The 18321-nt window shown below is 67.2% G+C and carries 20 protein-coding genes; 11 read left to right on the plus strand and 9 right to left on the minus strand.

Annotated features, from left to right (window positions below; translation table 11 throughout):
- Positions 1 to 25 precede the first annotated feature (25 nt).
- The gene (locus ACFEMD_RS02625; RefSeq protein WP_394739331.1) at positions 26 to 820 is read right to left on the minus strand and encodes a helix-turn-helix transcriptional regulator; all 795 of its coding nucleotides are present in this window, start codon (positions 818 to 820) and stop codon (positions 26 to 28) included.
- A 204-nt stretch (positions 821 to 1024) separates the two neighbouring features.
- Between ACFEMD_RS02625 and ACFEMD_RS02630 the strand changes: the two genes are divergently transcribed.
- The 5 genes from ACFEMD_RS02630 to ACFEMD_RS02650 all read left to right on the plus strand — a co-directional run bounded on the left by ACFEMD_RS02630 (position 1025) and on the right by ACFEMD_RS02650 (position 5552).
- Entirely contained in the window at positions 1025 to 2026 is a 1002-nt protein-coding gene (locus tag ACFEMD_RS02630) for a DMT family transporter (protein WP_394739332.1), read from the plus strand.
- Positions 2027 to 2138: 112 nt separating this feature from the next.
- Positions 2139 to 3212, plus strand: coding sequence for a Vms1/Ankzf1 family peptidyl-tRNA hydrolase (locus tag ACFEMD_RS02635; protein WP_394739333.1), 1074 nt, complete (start codon positions 2139 to 2141; stop codon positions 3210 to 3212).
- A gap of 111 nt (positions 3213 to 3323) precedes the next feature.
- Complete coding sequence (locus ACFEMD_RS02640) at positions 3324 to 3980, plus strand: hypothetical protein (protein WP_394739334.1); 657 nt, start codon at positions 3324 to 3326, stop codon at positions 3978 to 3980.
- Positions 3981 to 4093: 113 nt separating this feature from the next.
- On the plus strand, positions 4094 to 4588 hold the full coding sequence (locus ACFEMD_RS02645; RefSeq protein WP_394739335.1) for a hypothetical protein: 495 nt from the start codon (positions 4094 to 4096) through the stop codon (positions 4586 to 4588).
- 169 nt (positions 4589 to 4757) lie between these two features.
- Positions 4758 to 5552 (plus strand): alpha/beta fold hydrolase, encoded by a 795-nt coding sequence (locus ACFEMD_RS02650; RefSeq protein WP_394739336.1) that lies wholly within the window; start codon positions 4758 to 4760, stop codon positions 5550 to 5552.
- A 4-nt stretch (positions 5553 to 5556) separates the two neighbouring features.
- On the opposite strand, the gene ACFEMD_RS02655 is transcribed toward ACFEMD_RS02650, so the two are convergent.
- Entirely contained in the window at positions 5557 to 6192 is a 636-nt protein-coding gene (locus ACFEMD_RS02655; RefSeq protein WP_394739337.1) for a metallophosphoesterase family protein, read from the minus strand.
- A gap of 94 nt (positions 6193 to 6286) precedes the next feature.
- Between ACFEMD_RS02655 and ACFEMD_RS02660 the strand changes: the two genes are divergently transcribed.
- The 3 genes from ACFEMD_RS02660 to ACFEMD_RS02670 all read left to right on the plus strand — a co-directional run bounded on the left by ACFEMD_RS02660 (position 6287) and on the right by ACFEMD_RS02670 (position 8041).
- On the plus strand, positions 6287 to 6460 hold the full coding sequence (locus tag ACFEMD_RS02660; RefSeq protein WP_394739338.1) for a hypothetical protein: 174 nt from the start codon (positions 6287 to 6289) through the stop codon (positions 6458 to 6460).
- Between the two features lie 3 nt (positions 6461 to 6463).
- A complete protein-coding gene (locus tag ACFEMD_RS02665) occupies positions 6464 to 7429 on the plus strand; it encodes a TIGR03885 family FMN-dependent LLM class oxidoreductase (RefSeq protein WP_394739339.1) in 966 nt (321 codons plus the stop codon).
- A 93-nt stretch (positions 7430 to 7522) separates the two neighbouring features.
- Entirely contained in the window at positions 7523 to 8041 is a 519-nt protein-coding gene (locus ACFEMD_RS02670; RefSeq protein ID WP_394739340.1) for a gamma carbonic anhydrase family protein, read from the plus strand.
- A gap of 18 nt (positions 8042 to 8059) precedes the next feature.
- On the opposite strand, the gene ACFEMD_RS02675 is transcribed toward ACFEMD_RS02670, so the two are convergent.
- The 3 genes from ACFEMD_RS02675 to ACFEMD_RS02685 all read right to left on the minus strand — a co-directional run bounded on the left by ACFEMD_RS02675 (position 8060) and on the right by ACFEMD_RS02685 (position 10776).
- Complete coding sequence (locus tag ACFEMD_RS02675; RefSeq protein ID WP_394739341.1) at positions 8060 to 9235, minus strand: CaiB/BaiF CoA transferase family protein; 1176 nt, start codon at positions 9233 to 9235, stop codon at positions 8060 to 8062.
- Between the two features lie 105 nt (positions 9236 to 9340).
- The gene (locus ACFEMD_RS02680) at positions 9341 to 9544 is read right to left on the minus strand and encodes a hypothetical protein (protein WP_394739342.1); all 204 of its coding nucleotides are present in this window, start codon (positions 9542 to 9544) and stop codon (positions 9341 to 9343) included.
- Between the two features lie 5 nt (positions 9545 to 9549).
- On the minus strand, positions 9550 to 10776 hold the full coding sequence (locus ACFEMD_RS02685) for a thiolase family protein (RefSeq protein ID WP_394739344.1): 1227 nt from the start codon (positions 10774 to 10776) through the stop codon (positions 9550 to 9552).
- Positions 10777 to 10941: 165 nt separating this feature from the next.
- On the opposite strand from ACFEMD_RS02685, the gene ACFEMD_RS02690 reads away from it, so the two are divergent.
- Positions 10942 to 11553: a VOC family protein gene (locus ACFEMD_RS02690; RefSeq protein ID WP_394739345.1), complete on the plus strand. Its 612-nt coding sequence runs from the start codon at positions 10942 to 10944 to the stop codon at positions 11551 to 11553.
- A 10-nt stretch (positions 11554 to 11563) separates the two neighbouring features.
- Here ACFEMD_RS02690 and ACFEMD_RS02695 read toward each other — a convergent pair whose 3' ends face one another.
- The gene (locus ACFEMD_RS02695; RefSeq protein ID WP_394739346.1) at positions 11564 to 12208 is read right to left on the minus strand and encodes a DUF6517 family protein; all 645 of its coding nucleotides are present in this window, start codon (positions 12206 to 12208) and stop codon (positions 11564 to 11566) included.
- 203 nt (positions 12209 to 12411) lie between these two features.
- On the opposite strand from ACFEMD_RS02695, the gene ACFEMD_RS02700 reads away from it, so the two are divergent.
- A complete protein-coding gene (locus tag ACFEMD_RS02700; protein ID WP_394739347.1) occupies positions 12412 to 12945 on the plus strand; it encodes an FKBP-type peptidyl-prolyl cis-trans isomerase in 534 nt (177 codons plus the stop codon).
- Here the strand turns inward: ACFEMD_RS02700 and ACFEMD_RS02705 are convergent, their stop codons facing one another.
- A complete protein-coding gene (locus ACFEMD_RS02705) occupies positions 12946 to 14424 on the minus strand; it encodes a sulfite oxidase (protein WP_394739348.1) in 1479 nt (492 codons plus the stop codon).
- A 1-nt stretch (position 14425) separates the two neighbouring features.
- A complete protein-coding gene (locus ACFEMD_RS02710) occupies positions 14426 to 14908 on the minus strand; it encodes a cupredoxin domain-containing protein (RefSeq protein ID WP_394739350.1) in 483 nt (160 codons plus the stop codon).
- A gap of 371 nt (positions 14909 to 15279) precedes the next feature.
- Here ACFEMD_RS02710 and ACFEMD_RS02715 point away from each other — a divergent pair, with 371 nt between their 5' ends.
- A complete protein-coding gene (locus tag ACFEMD_RS02715) occupies positions 15280 to 16593 on the plus strand; it encodes an aspartate aminotransferase family protein (RefSeq protein WP_394739351.1) in 1314 nt (437 codons plus the stop codon).
- Positions 16594 to 16686: 93 nt separating this feature from the next.
- Here ACFEMD_RS02715 and ACFEMD_RS02720 read toward each other — a convergent pair whose 3' ends face one another.
- Entirely contained in the window at positions 16687 to 18276 is a 1590-nt protein-coding gene (locus ACFEMD_RS02720) for a spermidine synthase (protein ID WP_394739352.1), read from the minus strand.
- Positions 18277 to 18321 lie beyond the last annotated feature (45 nt).

Below are 18321 nucleotides of genomic sequence, written 5' to 3' on the forward strand. Positions count from 1 at the left end.
ACCGAGAGAACCGGACGGCCACCGCTCAGGGCGACAGCGTCTCGGCTTCGAGGGGGTCCGCTGTCCGCCAGTAGTGGTCGTAGGTGTCCTCGGCCCACGCCCGGACGGCCGGATCGTCGGAGTCGATCGACGCCCGGAGGACGCCGTTCTCGTCGCGAAGGAGCAGGTAGACGACGTCGTCGACGATCATCGCCGCGATCGGAACCCCCTCGTCCCGAACCCTGAGTTCGGCGTGGTCGGACTCGACCAGCGACCGCAATCGATTCCGGAGCGCCGATTCCTCGGCAAGCGCCTCGATTGCGCGTCGGGAGAAGACGCCCCTGAACCGCTGGTCGCCCGCAGCCGTTCGCTCCTGGACGACCGTCAGCGTCTGCTCGTTGAACGCGTGGGAGAACGTTCGGACCTCATCGCCCTCGCGCAGTAGCTCGAGCAGGCGCGACAGCGGCGCGTTCGGCCGCATCTGTGAGGGCCGGGTGATCGTCGCGTCCGCCAGCCGTTGCAGGTCGACGTCCATCGCGTGGGTCGGAAGGTAGTCGATTACCCCCCGGAGCTTCGTCTCGGCCTCGAGAATCTCCCGGAGATCGGTAAACCCCTCGGCGACGAGTCGCCCCGTCGCCGTCGCCACGTAGGCATCGCCGTCGCGTCGAATCCAGGATCGGTCCTCGAAGTCGCCCAGAATGCGTCCGAGCGTCGCCTGCGAGGCGCCCGTCGCCTTGCCCAGTTCGCCTCGAGTCCGCCGTCCGTCGGCGAGCAGTCCGAGGACTTCAACGCGGTTGGCCGACAGCGCGAGAAACTCGATCTCCTCGAGCGTCGATTCCATACGGTCACTGGGTCCTCCGAGCGTAAGTCGGTTTCGTACTGTGAAAGATTTTCATACTGTGAAAATCCCCCGCGGGATCTCTGCCTTTCTCGATATGAAATATTTTACGAACGAGCCTATACGTGCTGCGTTCGTACTCGATATCAGGATGGAAGTTCTCAAACCCACACTATCTACGGTCGATCTCGCGGAGGTGTTCAGTCGGTGATCGACAGGCGAACGATCGTCCTGTTCGCGCTCGCGAGCCTCTTCTTCGGGGGCACGTTCGTCGCCGCGAAGGCCGGCCTCGAGTACTTCCCGCCGCTGCTGTTCGTGGCGCTGCGCTTCGACATCGCGGCCCTCATCATGGTCGCGTACGCAGTCGTCCGGTTCTCGCGGGAGGACCTTACCCCGACGACCGCGGGCGACGTCATCGGGATCCTCGCGACCGGTGGGCTGGTCATCGGGCTGGCGAACTCGCTTTTGTTCGTCGGCCAGCAGTACGCCACCAGCGCCGTCGGTGCGATCGTCTTCAGCCTCAACCCGATCCTGACGCCCGTGTTCGCGGCCGCGCTCCTCTCGAGCGAGCGCCTCTCCGCTCGCGGCGCGGTCGGGATGGGGCTCGGCCTCGTCGGCGTCGCGCTCGTCGTCAGCCCCGATCCCGCGATGCTGGTCGGCGGCGACGCGCTCGGGCGCGCGATCCTGTTCGCCGGGGCGGCCAGCGCCGCCCTCGGCGCCGTGCTCATCCGACGGGTCGACGCGACCCTCTCGAGTTCGGTCCGGATCGCCTGGGGGCTGCCCCTCGCCGCGGCGCTCTCCCACGCGCTGTCGCTCGCCGCCGGCGAGTCGGCGGCGTCGATCACCTGGAGCGCCGGTGCGATCGCCGCGCTCGCGTACGTCAGCGTCTTTGCCGGCGTCCTCGCCTACCTCGCGTACTTCGCGCTGCTCGACGAGACGGGTGCGATCGAGGCCAACCTGGTGTTCTACGTCGTCCCTGTCGTCTCGACGCTGGGCGGGTGGGCGATCCTCGGCGAGCAGATTGCCCCGCTCGCGGTCGTCGGGTTCCTGACGATCTTCGCGGGCTTTGCGGTGCTGGGCAGCGAGTCGGTCGATATCCGCTCGCGGCTGTTCGCTCGGCTCCCGCTCGAGCGGTCGCGGTCGAACGCCGCCGACTCGTCCGATCGGGCGTCGGTGCCGAACGACTCCCGGCTCTCCCGCTCCGACTGAGCCGGCGTGCTTGAGAGCGCTGGCCGGTTTCCTAATCGCTCGCTCCTCGTAGAGGCGGGTAGTTCGGGTTCGAGGCCGCGTCTCGCGTCGTCTCGAACCGATCGTCGAGCCTATGTCACTCTCGAACTACGACCTCCACGAACGACTCGATCGCCTCTCGAACGTCTCCGCCGACCGGGATATCCTGGTCTCGCTCGCGGTTCCGCCCGGCGACTCCATCGGCGAGGCCCGCCAGCCCGTCGAGACCGACTACGCCGAGGCGACCCAGCTCGACGAACGGTCGTCCCCGCAGCCGCTCGTCGACGCCCTCGAGGCGGTCAGGGATCGGCTCGACGAGTACGACGAGATTCCCGACAACGGTCTTCTCGTCTACGCCGGCGAGCCCGACGGCAACCTGTTGACGGCGACGTTCGACGACCCGCCCGTCGAGATCGAGGACTCGATCTACGCACACGCCACCGAGTTCGACCTCTCGCCGCTCGAGTCCGTCACCGAACCCTCGGCGACGTACGGGCTGCTCGTCGTCGAGCGCGGCGGGGCGGCGCTGGGCCGACTCGACGGCGAGGGCGTCGAGGAGATCGACGTCTTCGACAGCGACGTCCCCGACAAGTCGGGCGCCGGCGGCCAGTCGGCCGAGCGCTTCGAGCGCGACCGCGAACGTCGGGAACGCGAGTTCTTCGACGACGTCGCCGAGCGGGCGACCGTCACCTTCCTCGAGGACGACGAGATCGACGGCCTGTTGCTGGGCGGGACGACCGGAACGACCGAACGCTTTCGCGAGGAGGCCGAACTCGACGATCGCCTCGAGGAGCTGATCGCCGGCGAATTCACCGTCGAGTACGCCACGAGGCAGGGTCTCGAGCAGCTCGCCGAGAGGGGCCAGGAGGCGATCGACGAGCGCGACCGCGACGCGGTCGGTGAGGCGCTCGATCACTTTTTCGACGACGTCGGCTCGGGCGAGGTCGCGTACGGCACCGCGGACGTCGACGACGCCCTCGAGTACGAGGCCGTCGACACGCTGTTGCTCTCGACGACTCTCGAGGGGACGACGATCCAGGAGTTAGGCGAGCGCGCCGAGGAGCAAGGCGGCGAGGCGCTGGTCGTGCCCGACGACTTCCCGAACGGCAATCGGTTCGCCGACGCCTTCGACGGGATCGGCGCGATTCTTCGGTTCCCGATCGAATAACCGGCCCGAGAACGCTCGAGGAGGGCTCTCGAGCGACGTGGCCGGCTCTCTCGGGACGACGGAGAAGAGAAATCCTCATAGGAACGGATCGCGATGTGAGGACCAACGTCAATGAGTCCCGTCACTACCGGTGGCACCGCAGCGAGTATCGCCTCGAACATCGTCGCGTTCGACGCCACGTACGGCGTCACGGCCGTCGCGACCGCCATGCTGGCGCTGTTCATGGTCATGATGGTGTTTCTCGCCGTCGCGCCGATCGTCTCCTCGAAGTGGAGCGAACAGCTCGGAACCGACATGGCCGTCGAGACGGCCGACGTCCTCCCGGAGGACGAGACGACCGACGCCTCCTCGGAAGACGAGGCTGCTGCCGCCTCGCCGGAAGCCGAGACAGCCGTTTCCTCGTCCGAAGCGGCCGCTGCGGGCGGTGCAGGTGCCGCCCTCGACGACGCTGACGACGTCGAGGAGGGAACGTTCACGAGCGAGGACCTCGGCAAGCTCGTCGAGCGGGCCGACGGCAAGGTGATCGGCACTGTCGCGTCGGTCGGCGGCGAGCAGGCCCGCGTCGAACCGAGCCCCGACGCGCTCGACCAGATCCTGATCCGCCTCGACCGGATGGAGGTCGGCGAGGCCTTCGTCCTCGAGGCCGAGGACGTCCGGGAGATCAGCAGCACGCGGATCCTCCTCGAGCGGGAGTTCGTTCGCCCGACGGGCGAACCGACGCCGGAGACCGAGACCGAGGCGGACGACGTCTCCGCCGCGACGGAGTAAGTCCCTACTGCTGACGTCCCGGGTCCGACCGCGGAGGCCCACCGCGTTCAGTTTCCTCGAGACCGACTCCTGCAGGCACCACGCTCTTTTCCGGCTGCCGTGAGGTCGGCTCTATGTGCGACACGTTCACTGACGACGACATCGGTGCGCGAGTCGAGACCGCCGATGGCGAGACGGTCGGCGTCGTCGCCGCGGTCGACGGCGCCGTCCTCCGGGTCTGTCCCCCGCCCGCGACTGACGGTCCGGAGGCGGCAGCGCCCGCCATGGCGACCGGCCCCGACGAGACGCGCCCGCTCGAGCCGGCCGCCGTGGCCGAGCGGCGGGGAGATCGGCTCGTTCTCGAGCCCGGTCGCTCGCTCGAGTTCGACGTCGAAAGCCGGGACCGCGCGTCGCCCGGAGACGGGACCGACACGCTCGAGGCGACCGAGCCGACCGACCGCGGCGCCGAAGCGGACCCCGGCACCCTGACGGACCGAGAGCCGGAGGCCGAACTCGATCCGTCGGATCCGGGCCGCAGCCCCGAAGTAGAGGTGTCGGTCGACGAGGGGGATCGAACGAACGGTTCGAACGACGACCGTCGCGACGAGGCCGACACCGAGAATCACTGAGCGCGATCGGACGTCCGGCTCGTTTCCTCGAGTGACAGGATAGACCGATCGCTACCACCAATCGTGTTTGATATCGCACGTTAGAATTTATTTCGATGGTTGACGACGGCGCTCAGTTGTCGTTGCCGGGTCGGGAACTAACCCCGCCGTCGTCGTACGCCGACGGACGATGGTGCTATTCGACCGCAACGACCCCGAGGGCGTCGACGTCGAGGGACCGGCGGACGCACAGGCGATCGTGTTCGTTCACGGCGCGATGTTCACCAAGGAGATGTGGCTTCCCCAGCGGCGGGCGCTGGCCGACGAGTACCGGGTCGTCGCGCTCGATCTCCCCGGACACGGGACGTTCGCCGAGGAGACGTTCCGGATGGAGCCGACGATCGACCGCCTCGAGGAGACGATCGAGACCGCGACCGACGGCAGCGCGGTGCTGGTCGGCCTCTCGCTGGGCGGGTACGTAGCGACCGAGTACGCCTCCCGGCACCCGGAACAGGTCGACGGGCTGGTGTTGACGGGAAGCAGCGCGAACCCGGTCCGCGGGATGCGGCTGGTGACGCGAGCCAACGGCACCCTCGCGCGCCTGCTCACCCGTCCCGATATCGGCAAGCGCGCCGTCGAACGGCTGGCGACGCGGTGGGTTCGCAACCGCGACCTGCCGCCGGATATCGAGGCGGCGATCATCGACGCGGGCTTCTATCCCAAGGAGTTCGGCGACGCGGGGCCGGACGTCCGCGGCGTGGACTTCCGGAAGAAGCTCTCGACGTACCCCGGTCCGACACTGATCGTCAACGGCGAGCATGACAAGGTCATGCGCCGGGGCGAGCGCGAGCACGCGGCCGCCGCTCAGGACGCGCGGATCGAGGTGCTTGCGGGGGTCGGCCACATCTGCAATCTGCACCGACCGGAGACCTACACCGCGCGGCTTCGGAACTTCGTTCGCGAGCGCGTCGCGCCCCGCCAGTAACCGCTCACTCGCTCGAGCCGATCCCGTGGCTCTCGAGCGCCAGCGTCTCCGGGTCGAGTTCGTAGTAGCGCTCCCAGGCCGGTGCGAGGCTCACGACGCGGGTGCCTGCCATCTCGGCCTCGCGGTGACGGTGGTGGTGACCCACGAGACAGAGCTCCGGCGAGAGCGCCTCGAGCAGGTCGTCGACGTGCTCGCAGCCGGGATCGTAGCCGTACGACAGCAGCCCGGTCGGCGCCTCGTGGGTGAGGAAGATGTCGACGTCGGAAAGTGACGCGGCTCGCTCGATGTCCTCGTGAGTGAAGTGTCGTCGTCGCCCGCCCGACAGCTCGGATCGGGGCAGGTCGTACTTCGTCGGCGCGTAGTTGCCCGACAGCCCCGCCACGCGAACGTCCTCGACCGTCGCCGCCGTGCTTGCCAGCAGGTTGGCGTTCCGGGTCCCCGCGGTCTCGCCGTTTCGCAGCGCCTCGATCGTGTCGAACTCCTCGTTGTTGCCGGCCACGAACCACGTCGGCGCCGGCAGCTCGTAGCACTCGAGGTCGCCGACCTGCAGGACAGCGTCCGGCTCGAGTCTGCGGTAGTGTGTGAACAGGGTCTCCCGTCGGTCCGGATCGGAGGCGTGAGCGTCGCCGAGCACGAGCATACCGTCTCGAGGGGACGGATCCGGAAATACTGCCGGCCCGCGGGAAGCACATTCAGGGAGCGGGGTTTAGGCGACGGACGGTGACGGCACCAGTATGAGCGAGACGCCCGAGCGAGGCGACCTCGAGTCGCCCGTCGACCGCATGCGGACCGAGCTTCGAACCAGCCGGCTCGCCGACGGCACCTGGCTCGTCGCGGGTCGTCGCCCTCGAGCGCTCGAGCCGAACCGACGGCTCGAGGGGCGATCCCGGACGGACCCGGAGGTGTGAACCGTGGCCGAGATCGGCTTCCACGCCTCCCACGAGCAGTTCGCGCCGAGCGACCTGCTCGAGTGTGCCGAACTCGCCGACGAGTACGGCTTCGACGAGGTGCTCGCCTCCGATCACTTCCACCCCTGGAGCGAGCGCCAGGGCGAGTCGGGGTTCGTCTGGTCGTGGCTCGGATCGGCGATGGAGCGGACCTCGCTGTCGTTCGGCACCGTCAACGCGCCCGGCTACCGCTACCATCCGGCGATCATCGCCCAGTCGGCGGCGACGCTGCGGGAGATGTACCCCGAGCGGTTCTGGTTCGCCGTCGGCAGCGGCCAGCTGATGAACGAGGGGGTCGCGGGCGTGGAGTGGCCGCTCAAGGACGAGCGCAACGCTCGCCTCGAGGAGTGCGCCGAGATCATGCACCGGCTGTGGGACGGCGAGGAGGTAACCCACCACGGCCGGGTGGACGTCGAGAAGGCCACGCTGTATACCCGACCCGAATCGCCGCCGCCGTTGTTCGGCGCCGCGCTCTCGGCGGAGACCGCCCGCTGGCTCGGCACCCGCGAGTGGGTCGAGGGGCTGATCACGATCGCCACGCCCGATCACGAGGGCCTCGAGGACCGAGTCGAAGCGTTCCGAGAGAACGCCCCGGAGAAACCGATCGCCCTCAAGGTTCAACTCGCCTACGACGAGGACGACGACGCGGCGCTGGAGGGCGCCTACGACCAGTGGCGGACCAACTGCGCGCCCGGCTCGGTCACCCAGAAGCTGCGCACCCCCGAGGAGTTCGACGCGCTGGGCGAGCAGGTCACCCGCGAGCAGGTCGCCGAGAGCGTCCGGGTCTCGGCCGATCTCGAGGACCACCTCGAGTGGCTGCAGCGGGACCTCGAACTCGCGGTCGACAAACTCCTGTTGCACAACGTCACCCGCGAGCAGGAACGGTTCGTCGAGGACTTCGGCGAGGAAGTCCTCCCCGAGCTCGAGTAGCGTCTTCGCGGGTCGCCTCGGACCAGTCGGGACCCGTGACCGTCACGGATCGCCTGACGAACGGTTATACGCCCCGTCGTGGTTCCACCGGGTATGGTCGACAGCCGAACCTACGAGTTCGAGGGCGCCAGCCCGTCGATCGACGACGCGGCCCGCGTGAGCGGGGACGCCGTCCTCGTCGGCGACGTCGAGGTCGCAGCCGAAGCGAGCGTCTGGCCCGGGGTCGTCCTGCGGGGCGACGTTGGTCCCGTCCGGATCGGTCGAGGAACTCACGTCGGCGACAACGCGACGCTGCACGCGGCGACCCTCGAGGACCGCGTGATGGTCGGACACGGCGCCGTCCTCAACGAGGCGACGGTCGAGACCGGTGCGCTGGTCGGGTTCAACGCGACGCTGAACACCGGCGCGACGGTCGGCTCCGGCAGCATCGTCGCCGCGGGGACGGTGGTTCCCGACGAGTACGCGATCCCGCCGGAGTCGTTCGTCCGCGGCGTTCCGGCCGAGGTCACCCCCCTCGAGGAGACCGGGATCGATCCCGAGGCGATCTTCGAGGAGTTCTCCTCGGGGGCGTACACGGATCTGGCCCGCCGTCACGGCGACCTCTTCGAGTAGGGCCGCGTCGCCGTCGTCTCAGCGAACCGCGCCCGACTCGAGCAGCCGGCCGATCGTCGCCTCGTCGTAGCCGGCCTCGGCGAGGTACCGACGGGTGTGTTCGCCCTGCTTAGGGACAGCCTCGCTCGTCTCCGTCGGCGTCTCGCGGTGACGGGCCGGAAACCCGATCCTCGGCGGCGCGTCTCCGGGACGCTCGACGAGCCCGCGGGCCCGGAACTGCGGGTGCTCGTCTACCTCCGCGGGCGCGTAGACCCCGGTGAGGGCGGCGTCGACGTCCGAGAGCGCCGCCTCCCACTCGTCGCGCGTTCGCTCGCGGAAGAGGGCCTCGAGCTCGGCCCGTAGGGCCGCCCGGACGTCGGGATCGTCCGAACCGTGTTCCGCAACGAGGTCCTCTCTGTCGACGGCCTCGCAGAACGTCCGCCAGAACTTCGGCTCGAGGGCCGCCAGGGTCACCCAGTTGCCGTCGGCGGTCTCGTAGCTGTCGTACCACGGCAGCGCGCCGGTCAGCGGCGTCTCGCCCGGTCTGGGATCGGCGGGGTCGCCGGTGAGTGACTGGTAGGCGACCGCCTGGGAGAAGGAGGCGACGACGTCGGCCAGCGCGACGTCCACGTACTCGCCGCTTGCGTTGCCGAGTTCCCGTGCGAGGACGGCCTCGACGATCGCAAAGGCCGCGAACAGGCCGCCGGCCATGTCGCCGATAGGGTAGCCAGGAGTCTGCGGCTTGGTATCGGGCGATTCACGGGTCATGTCGAGTAGCCCCGCGACTGCGACGTAGTTGAGGTCGTGGCCCGCGCGATCGGCCCAGGGACCGTCCTGGCCGTAGCCCGTGAGCGAGCAGTAGATCAGCTCCTCGTTGTGCTCGCGGAGGGTCTCGTAGTTGACCCCCAGCCGGTCGACGGCGCCCGGACGGAAACTCTCGAGGACGACGTCGCTCTCCTCGACGAGCCGGTAGAACGCCGTCCGTCCCTCCTCGCTCTTGAGGTCGATCGCGACGCTTCGCTTCCCTCGGTTCACCATCTCGAAGATCGCGCCGGTGCCGCGGTCGGTAAGCGGCTCCATCGCGCGGGCGTAGTCGCCCGCGTTGGTGTCTTCGACCTTCACCACTTCGGCTCCCGAGTCCGCCAGCAGCTGTGTCGCGTACGGCCCGGGCAACAGCCTCGAGAGATCCAGGATTCGAACGCCGTCGAGTCGCATACCCGAAGGGTCGCGACGAGAATACTTTACAGTGGACATCGCTCGGACGCGGAACGGAACCGGGGACGTCCGCGACTCCGGTTGCGAACCGTTCGCTCGACGGATCTATCGGTCGGCGTCGGACGCTCCCATCGGGCCCCACAGGACGATCAGCGCGCTCACGACGACGGCCGTCCAGAAGCCAAACGCCGCGCCGGAGCCGACACCGTCGCCGAGACCGTAGCTCACTGCTCCGATCAGCGGCGGAAGCACGACCAGCAGGAGTACCGCTTCCCGGACTGCGGTCGATTCGGTGATGGCGTCGACCACCGTCCCTACACCCGCTCGAGGATCGTCGCGATCCCCTGGCCGAAGCCGATACACATCGTCGAGAGCCCGACGTCCCCGCCCGTTCGCTCGAGTTCGTGGACCAGCTTCGTCACCAGGGCGGCGCCCGTCGCCCCCAGCGGGTGGCCGTGGGCGATCGCGCCGCCGTTGACGTTGGTTCGCTCCCAGGGGGCGCCCGTCTCTTCGAGCCAGGCGGCGACGACCGAGGCGAACGCCTCGTTGACCTCGAACAGGTCGACGTCCGAGAGCTCGTAGGCCGACTGCTCGAGGACGCGCTCGGTCGCCGGGATCGGTCCCGTCAACATCGTCACGGGGTCGACGCCGACGACCTCCGTCTGGACGATGCGGGCCATCGGTTCCCAGCCGTGAGCCGCGGCGGCTTCCTCGCTCGTGATCAGCAGTGCCGACGCGCCGTCGACGATCCCCGAGGCGTTACCGGGGTGGTGGACGCCGTTGCCCTCCTCGCGGAACGAAAGCGGGAGTCCGGAAAGCGTCTCGAGGTCGGTTTCGGGACGAGGGTGTTCGTCCGATTCGACGACGACCGTCTCGCGGGTCGCTTCGCTCCCCGCTCGACTGTTCGAGTCGCGCTGCGACTCGCTTTCCTCCCCGTCCAGTTTCGTCTCGACGGGGACGATCTGGTCGTCGTACCGTCCGTCCGCCTGGGCTTCGCCCCAGCGCCGCTGGGAGTCGACGGCGAGTTCGTCGAGCTCCTCCCGCGTAAAGCCGTAGTTCTCGGCGATCCGCTCGGCGCCCTCGCCCTGGTGGGTCAGCTCCTCGAAGTGTTCGAAGTAGGTGTCGGTGACGGCGCTCTCTCCGTCGACGCCGTCGACGCCGTCCGAACCCAGCGGCACGCGGGTCATGTGCTCGACGCCGCCGGCGACCAGCACGTCGTGCTGGCCCGCCATCACGTTCGTCGCGGCGAAGTTGACCGCCTGCTGGCCCGAGCCGCACATCCGATTGAGCTGGACCCCCGGAACGCCGTCGCCCCAACCCGCGACCATCGGCGCGATGCGACCGATGTTGAGTCCCTGTTCGTCGACCGGCGTCACGCAGCCGTAGATCACGTCCTCGATCGTCTCCGGGTCGAACCCGTTGCGTACCTCGAGGGCCTCGAGGGGTGCGGCCGCGAGATCCTGGGGGTGAGTGTCCTCGAACGACCCGTTTCGCTTGCCGAAGGGGGTCCGGACCGCGTCGACGATCACTGCCGTTTGCATAGCGTATACGTGCCCGACCCCGCGCATAGTCGTTCGGGCTCCGGCGTCGGTCCGCCCGCGGTTCGGTCCGAGAGCGTCCTCGAGACCGGTCCGAGATCGCACGTCCGCTTCGTTCACCCCGATCCTGGGGACCGTTTACGTTCCCGGGGCCCCTATCGGTGGATGATGACGGACGATCCCGAGATCACGGCCGACCGACCCGACAGCCCGATTCGCCTCGCCGGCACCGACCACATCACCCTCATCGGCAGCAACGAAGCGGACACGATCGAGTTCTATCGCGACCTGCTGGGGATGCCGCTGGTGCTCAGACAGCCCAACCTCGACGATCCGGATTCGACGCACCTCTTCTTCGATACGGGCGACGGGCGGATCCTCACCTTCTTCGTGAGCGACGATCGCCAGTCGAACGAGCAGCCGCTTCGCCACCAGGTCGGCTCGGTCCACCACATCTCCTTTTCCGTCGAGCCCGAGCGGTTCGTCGAGACCAAGGAGGCCCTCGAGGAGGCGGGACGGGGCTACAACGAGTTCGATCGGGGCATCTTCCACTCGCTGTACACCCGCGACCACAACGGGCTGACGATCGAGCTCGCGACCGACAAGTTCGACGTCCCTGACGACCGCCGCGGCGAGGTGCTGGCGACCGCCCAGCGCCTCCGCGTCGAGGACGGGGCCGACTTCGCCGAGGAGCGCCACCTCGAGGCCGCCCTCGAGGAGCTGGGGATCGACAGCGAAAAGTACGATCTGCCCGACGCCCCGTCGGGTGCCGGGCTCTGAAAGTGCCGAGTCAGTCGGGCAGCTCCTCGATCACGCCGCCCATGAGCGAGCGAACGTGCTCGCCCTCGTCGTCGAGGTAGGTCGGATAGACGCCGAGCGTCGCGACCAGGTCGTCGCCGGCGTCGACGGTCTCGGTGACGAGGACGTCGACGTCGACCGTTCGCCCGTCGAACTCGGCCTCGCCGGTGAACGTCGACAGCGTCGTCGACTGCTCGAGCACGGTCAGCTCCTCGTCGGCGTCGTGGTCGACGCTTCCGAGCCCGTCGTAGGTGTTTACGACCAGGTCGACGAGTTCGCTCGTCGAGCGCCCTCCGATCGGATTGAGCTGTCGGCCGGCGATCCCGACCTGCGGGCTCGAGAGGACGACGAACTCGGCGCCCTGGTGTTCGCCCAGCAACCCCATATCGATGGTCTTCTCGTACTCGGTGAGGGCGTTGATCAACACCAGTTCCTGGGAGACGACCGAGACGCTGACCGTCTCCTCGAGGCGAAGTTCGTCGACGTCGGTCCGTTCGTAGCCCGTCTCCTCGCGGATCTCCGGATCGACCCCGGCTGGCGTGGCCTCGTGTCTGTCCAGCCCGACCGTCCCGAGACAGCCCGCGAGACTCGCGAGTCCGACCGTCCCCGCTCCGGCGATCACCTGTCGGCGTTTCATTCTCTACTATCTTACTGTCTTTAGTACAAGACCTTTCTGGATAGGAGACTGTTCTGGACGAGGTGCGAGTTCTGCTAGCGCCCGCTGCTCAAAGCGATTTGCTCGACCCGCGAGTCGTCTCGATCGGCCGTCGAACTTCCTTGTCCGACCGCTGTTCTCGTTCGACAGTACGTATTTACGGCTTCCACGAGAATACCGCCGCTATGGTTGCAGACGGCCAGATTGCGATCGTCCACTACACCGCTCGGCTCGCGACGGGAGATGCGACCGGGGAGATCGTCGACACGACCGATATCGACGTCGCCCGACGGGAGGGGATCTACCACGACCACCGCGACTACAAGCCGTTCGAGTTCCGTGTCGGGGAAGGCAACGTCGTTCCTGCCCTCGAGGACGCCGTTCGCGATCTCGACGAGCCGGGCGAGTCGACGGTGGTCCGGGCTGAGCCTGCGGAGGGGTTCGGCGAGCGGGATCCGGCGGCCGTCGACGAACTCCCGCGAGAAACTGTCGAAGAGGTTACGGACGCGACGCTCGAGCCGGAGACGCTCGTAACGACCGAGGACGGTCGATCGGGGTGGATCACCGACGTGACCGACGAAACCGTCGTCGTCGACTTCAACCACGAGTTGGCCGGCAAGGGCCTCGAGATCGAGGTCGAACTGCTCGACGTCCACGGTGAACCGGGCGAGGGTCACTCGCGAAACTGGGAGAAGAAATCGGGTCGACGGCAGGAGTAGCTACAGGTCGACGTCGATCTCGACGCGGTGTGGCCAGTAGGCGTTGTTGGCGTGCCCGTCGGCGTTCCACGGGAAGGCGTCCTCTTCGATCGTCTCGAGCTCATCGTCCTGGTGGGCGACCTCTCGCGGCTGGCTGCGGCCCTGCTCGTCCGTCGCTCGCGAGCAGATTACGTACTCGCCCTCTTCTTCGGGGTTCCAGAGGTAACGGAACTGCTGCCAGGATCCTGTGGTGTCGATGCCCTCCATTTCAGGCGTAAACAGCTCTGCGTTCTCCCAGCTTTCGCCGCCGTCAGTCGAGATCTCGACCTGCTCGATCGAATCGTCGCCGGCCCACGCGACGCCGACGATCTCGACTCGTCCGTCCGCAGCTCTCGGTGACACCGTCGAGTCCTCGCCTGGATACCCGATGACGGATTTCGTCACTTGATCGTATGCGTACGCCAGCGGGTGCTCTCCCTCTGCAGCGAGATCCATCTGCTCCCACGTGTCGAACTCCTCGATCTCCTCGTGGTGTTCGGGCGACTGCCCGGCGGTCTCCAGTCGGTAGGAGTTCTGTTGCCAGTTGTAGTACCGTTCCCACTCGTCGCCGTACATCATCATGTCCATGACCTCCAGCTCGGAGAGCCACTTGATGTTGTTACAGCCGTACCAGCCGGGGACGAGAAGTCGGACCGGGTGGCCGTGTTCGATCGTCAGATCGTGGCCGTTCATCTGGTAGGCGAGAATACAGTCCTCCATCACCTTCTGCATCGGGATCGACCGGGCGAACACCTGATCGTCCTCGCTGGGGACGTCGTCACCGGCGGCCATCAGCCACATTCCGTCGCTGGTGTCGGCGCCGTACTCCTCTAGGATCTCGCTGACCGGCGTCCCGGTCCAGATGGCGTTCCCGACCGCGCCGAACTCCCAGGGGTTGCCGCCGACTTCCGGCTCGAAGTACGATCGACCGTTACCCGTACACTGCATCGTGTGGGCGACGGACTCGGTGGAATAGCTGTGTTTGATATCCTCCATCGAGAGCTCGACGGTCTCGTCACCGAGTCTGAGTTCGACCTCGTGGTCGTCCTCGTCGATGTCCGGCGAGAGGTAGCGGTTCCTGATGAAGTGCTCCTCGGCCGGCGTGATGTAGTTGATGTACGTCTCGCGTTCGGCGGCCTCGCCGTTCTCCGGATCCGCGGAGTGGACTGTGAGTCCCGGATAGGCGTCCTCGAGGTACTCCCGGGTCCCGCGCTCGAGCTCCTCATCGTTGCCGTTACCGTTGTTGTCGTCGTCACCGTTACCGTCGTCATCGTCGTCGCCGTTGCCGTCCGCGTCGGCCTCGCCGTCGTCGCTGCTACAGCCCGCGAGGGCGACGCCCGCGGCGACCCCTGCCGTCGCCATGAAGCGCCGTCGCTTCAGGAACCGCTTCGTCTCCGTCGACGTCTTTCGCTCTCGGTTCGATTCCTCGATCGTCTCGTTCGGTGTTTCTTCTACTGACATGTTATTCCTCAACGATCACCGTGCCGATCATGCTGCCGTCGTGTGGCGTACAGACGTACGTGTACTCGCCCGGCGTCTCGAACGTGTGTTCGTACTCTTCTCCCTCGTCGATCAGTTCGGAGTGGTTGTCTCCCTCGTAGGAGGCGAACGGTTCCGCATCGTCAGGGTTCTCGTTCTGATCCGACGCCTCAGGATACGAGGAGACGTTGTGACCCGGTGCATCGAAGTACCAGGTCACCGTCTCCCCGACCGAAACCGTGATTTCCTCGGGATCGAACCGCCAGTCGTCGTCCGGAGCGACGATCACGAGGTTCTCTTCCTCGTCGCCGTTACCGTTCTCGCCGTCGGTTTCCTCGTCAGAGTCGTTCCCACCGTTCTCGTCCCCGTTCGATTCGTTACCATCGTTACCGTTCTCCGCTCCTGCATCGTCCTCGCTACACCCCGCGAGAGCGGCTACCCCACCCGTCGCGGCGGCGTGCACCATAAATCGTCGGCGGCTGTGCATGTGTTTCACGCTACCGTGGTAAAGATCACCTAATAAGGATTGAAGACCAGCATAGCGGAAACATATTCCTGTAGCTAGCCGGTACTGTGCACACAAGTCGGGAAAGGGAACGTAATTTGGTTACAAATATGATGGTGTCTAGATATCATTCGGTAGTATTTGCACCGTTCTATGACGACGTCCCGAGAACGGTCCGAACGGAGGACGACAACTTGCTAATACTTCTGTTCGAGTTCGTCACAAAACGCCGCGGTCGCGCCTCGTCGCGCGACTGTCGCCGACGACGGACCGTCACGGGCGATTCGACGCGACGAATAACGGTAAATACGCTTCCGAAAGACGACTTGGCGATGGAGGATTCAGACGACCCATCGATGGACGAACACGAACTCGTCGACCGCGCACGCGAACTTATCCCCGGCGGCGCACAGACGGGACTGCGGGCGCAAGCGTACGAGACCGGCGACGTCGCCTTCGACTCGGCGTCGGAGGCCACGCTGACGACCGTCTCGGACGAGCGGTACACCGACTACCACCTCGGATTCGGACCGATCGTTCTCGGGCACGCACACGACGACGTCGACGAGGCGGCTCGAGCGGCCATCGATGACGGCGTGCTGTACGGCGCGGGCACGACGCCCCTCGAGATCGAGGTCGCCGAGCGCCTCGTCGATCTCGTTCCGAGCGTCGAGATGGTGAACTTCTGCAACAGCGGCAGCGAGGCGACCTACCACGCGATTCGGCTCGCACGCGCCGCCACCGGGAACGAGAAGGTGCTGAAGTTCGAGGGCTGTTATCACGGCTGGCACGACTACGTCGACGTCAGCGTCTACCCGCCCGCCGACCGCGTCGGCGAGCGCTACCCCGAATCCGACGGGATGCTTTCGGCGGCCGTCGAGAACACGCTGGTCGCGCCGTTCAACGACCCCGACGCGCTCGAGGACGTCTTCCGGGAACACGGCGACGAACTCGCGGCCGTCATCCTCGAGCCGATCCCCCACTCCGTCGGCTGTCTGCTCCCGGAACCGGACTTTCTGGAGCGACTGCGCGAGGTGACCGAGAGCCACGACGTCCCGCTCGTTTTCGACGAGGTCATCAGCGGCTTCCGCCACTCGCCCCGCGGCGTACAGGACGAGTTCGGCGTAATCCCGGACCTCACCTGCGTCGCGAAGGCGCTCGGCAACGGCTACCCCGTGGCGGCCGTCGGCGGCCGGGCGGACCTGCTCGCGCAGGCGGGCGGCGACAACGAGTCCGGCGTCGTCATCAGCGGGACGTACTCGGGCAGCCTGCCGGGGCTCGCCGCCGCCCGCGAGACGATCGATACGATCGTCGACGAGGACGTCCAGGGGTATCTCACGGATCTCGGCGATCGCTACCGCGACGGCCTGACTGATCTGCTCGAGGACCACGCCATCGACGGACGGGTCGTCGGCCACCGGAGCATCTTCAGCGTGCAGTTCGGCGTGGACGGCGAACCGCGAACCTACGAGGACGTCCTCGGGCTCGACGAGGAGCGCTTCCGCGCGTTCGCGGCGGGGATGCGCGAGCGCGGGCAGTTCTTCACTCCGAACCCGTACAAACGGCACCACCTCTCGTTCTCCCACGACGAGAGCCACCTCGAGTCGTACCTCGACGCCGCGGACGCGGTCCTCGCCGAACGCTGAGACGACCGCGTTGTCGGTAGGTCCGAACTCCGCGTGTCAGTGAGACCGTACTCCGCGTCGTTCCCTCGACCTCGACCTCTCGAGACCGCTCGCTTAGCCCGCCTCCGCAGCGACCGTCGGATTCGCCGTCGTCGGCTCCGACTCCTCGGTCTCCTCGATGACGTAGCGCTGGCCCAGCATCGGGTCGAGCAGGCTGTCGACGGGCGCCCGGTCGTCGCGAAGGACGGGAACGTCGTCGGTCTCGGGGTCGGCCATGTAGTGGTCGACCTCGCCGCTCAGGTCGACGCCCAGGTCGCGCTCGTCGTTTCGCGCCTCGAGGTCGTCCTGCGAGAGTTCCTCGTCGTCGTTGGTCGCGACGAGCTGGATGTTCTGGACCGAATCCTCGTCGGAGGTCCGGAAGCTGTACACCTCCGGGAACGCCTCCTCCATCGTCGCGTGCTCCGCGCGGTAGAACTCCGAGGCCGAGCCGCTGGGTGCCGAAACGACGTTCGCCAGCAGGACGCCGTCGTCGCTCAGCCGGTCGGCCGCGAGCTCCATGAACTCCTCGGTCGTCATGTGAAACGGCACCTGGTCCTGTTTGTAGGCGTCGAGCACGATCACGTCGTACTCCTCGTCGTTGCTCTGGAGGAACTGCCGGCCGTCCTCGGCGTAGCTGGTCATCGTCTCGCCGTGCTCGAGGCCGAAGTAGTCCTCGGCGGCCTCGGTCACCTCGGGGTCGATCTCGACGACGTCGACGTCGACGTCGTACCGGGCCTCGAAGTCCTGGGGACCGGTGTACCCGCCCCCGCCGATGAAGAGGACGTCGTCGACGGCCTCGTGGTCGTCGATCATGAGCATCGGCAGGTGGAAGTACCTCGTGTAGGCGAAGACGTGACGATCGGGCTCCTCGAGGTCCATCGCGCTGTGATGGGCGCCGTCCAAGTACATCGTCCGGACGTCGTCGTTATCGTCGACGACCTCGAGGTGCTGGTGGGGCGTCTGGCTCTCGTGGACGACGTCGCCGCGGTGGTCGAAGTCGACGGGGCCGCCGCCCGCGGCGGTAACGAGCAACAGGACGACGACGACGCTCGCGACCGTCGGATTTCGCGGGGGCGACGGCAGCGTAAGCGCGAGGGCGGTCGCGACCAGCGTCAGGCCGAACAGCAGGCCGATCTGGGCGATACTGAGGTACGGGATGAGGACGAACGTCGTCGCGCCGGCGCCGAGGATGCTCCCGATCGTGCCGAGCGCGTAGACGTGGCCGGAGGCCTCCCCGATCCCGCGTTTTCGTGAGAGTTCGGCGGCGTAGGGGCTGATGAACCCGAGCAGGTACGTCGGCGGGCCGAAGAGGATGATGACGGCCGGCAGCGAGGCGTATCTGGGGGGGATCGCCAGCGTCGCCGTGTACGTGAGCAGCAGGTCGTTGGCGTAGATCACCACCGCGACGTACACCGCCGTCGCGAGCATGAGCCAGGACATCTCCCGGGTGGTCGCCGTCGCCGCCCGCTTGCCGCCCTGCCAGTACCCCAGACTCAGCGCGGCGAGCAACACCGTCAGGATCCCGCCGACGGTGTAGATGTGGCTGCCGAACTGCGGCGCGACGATCCGCACCGCGAGGATCTCGAGGCCCATGCTGGTGATCCCCGAGACGAAGACGGCGAGCTCGGGCTTCGTGGGCCGGTAGTCGGGGAGGGCGTTCCGCATTCGTTGTTCCTACAGTGTCGCCGGGTTCGTGAGTACCTGTCGGCT

It is taken from the genome of Natronococcus roseus, assembly GCF_043677095.1.
Classification (GTDB): Archaea; Halobacteriota; Halobacteria; order Halobacteriales; family Natrialbaceae; genus Natronococcus; species Natronococcus roseus.

Bases quoted from the DNA above. Each gene is read 5' to 3' on its own strand.
- ACFEMD_RS02625 (WP_394739331.1), bottom strand. From the start codon at position 820: ATGGAATCGACGCTCGAGGAGATCGAGTTTCTCGCGCTGTCGGCCAAC.
- ACFEMD_RS02635 (WP_394739333.1), top strand. From the start codon at position 2,139: ATGTCACTCTCGAACTACGACCTCCACGAACGACTCGATCGCCTCTCG.
- ACFEMD_RS02640 (WP_394739334.1), top strand. From the start codon at position 3,324: ATGAGTCCCGTCACTACCGGTGGCACCGCAGCGAGTATCGCCTCGAAC.
- ACFEMD_RS02645 (WP_394739335.1), top strand. From the start codon at position 4,094: ATGTGCGACACGTTCACTGACGACGACATCGGTGCGCGAGTCGAGACC.
- ACFEMD_RS02650 (WP_394739336.1), top strand. From the start codon at position 4,758: ATGGTGCTATTCGACCGCAACGACCCCGAGGGCGTCGACGTCGAGGGA.
- ACFEMD_RS02655 (WP_394739337.1), bottom strand. From the start codon at position 6,192: ATGCTCGTGCTCGGCGACGCTCACGCCTCCGATCCGGACCGACGGGAG.
- ACFEMD_RS02660 (WP_394739338.1), top strand. From the start codon at position 6,287: ATGAGCGAGACGCCCGAGCGAGGCGACCTCGAGTCGCCCGTCGACCGC.
- ACFEMD_RS02670 (WP_394739340.1), top strand. From the start codon at position 7,523: ATGGTCGACAGCCGAACCTACGAGTTCGAGGGCGCCAGCCCGTCGATC.
- ACFEMD_RS02675 (WP_394739341.1), bottom strand. From the start codon at position 9,235: ATGCGACTCGACGGCGTTCGAATCCTGGATCTCTCGAGGCTGTTGCCC.
- ACFEMD_RS02685 (WP_394739344.1), bottom strand. From the start codon at position 10,776: ATGCAAACGGCAGTGATCGTCGACGCGGTCCGGACCCCCTTCGGCAAG.
- ACFEMD_RS02690 (WP_394739345.1), top strand. From the start codon at position 10,942: ATGACGGACGATCCCGAGATCACGGCCGACCGACCCGACAGCCCGATT.
- ACFEMD_RS02695 (WP_394739346.1), bottom strand. From the start codon at position 12,208: ATGAAACGCCGACAGGTGATCGCCGGAGCGGGGACGGTCGGACTCGCG.
- ACFEMD_RS02700 (WP_394739347.1), top strand. From the start codon at position 12,412: ATGGTTGCAGACGGCCAGATTGCGATCGTCCACTACACCGCTCGGCTC.
- ACFEMD_RS02705 (WP_394739348.1), bottom strand. From the start codon at position 14,424: ATGTCAGTAGAAGAAACACCGAACGAGACGATCGAGGAATCGAACCGA.
- ACFEMD_RS02710 (WP_394739350.1), bottom strand. From the start codon at position 14,908: ATGGTGCACGCCGCCGCGACGGGTGGGGTAGCCGCTCTCGCGGGGTGT.
- ACFEMD_RS02715 (WP_394739351.1), top strand. From the start codon at position 15,280: ATGGAGGATTCAGACGACCCATCGATGGACGAACACGAACTCGTCGAC.
- ACFEMD_RS02720 (WP_394739352.1), bottom strand. From the start codon at position 18,276: ATGCGGAACGCCCTCCCCGACTACCGGCCCACGAAGCCCGAGCTCGCC.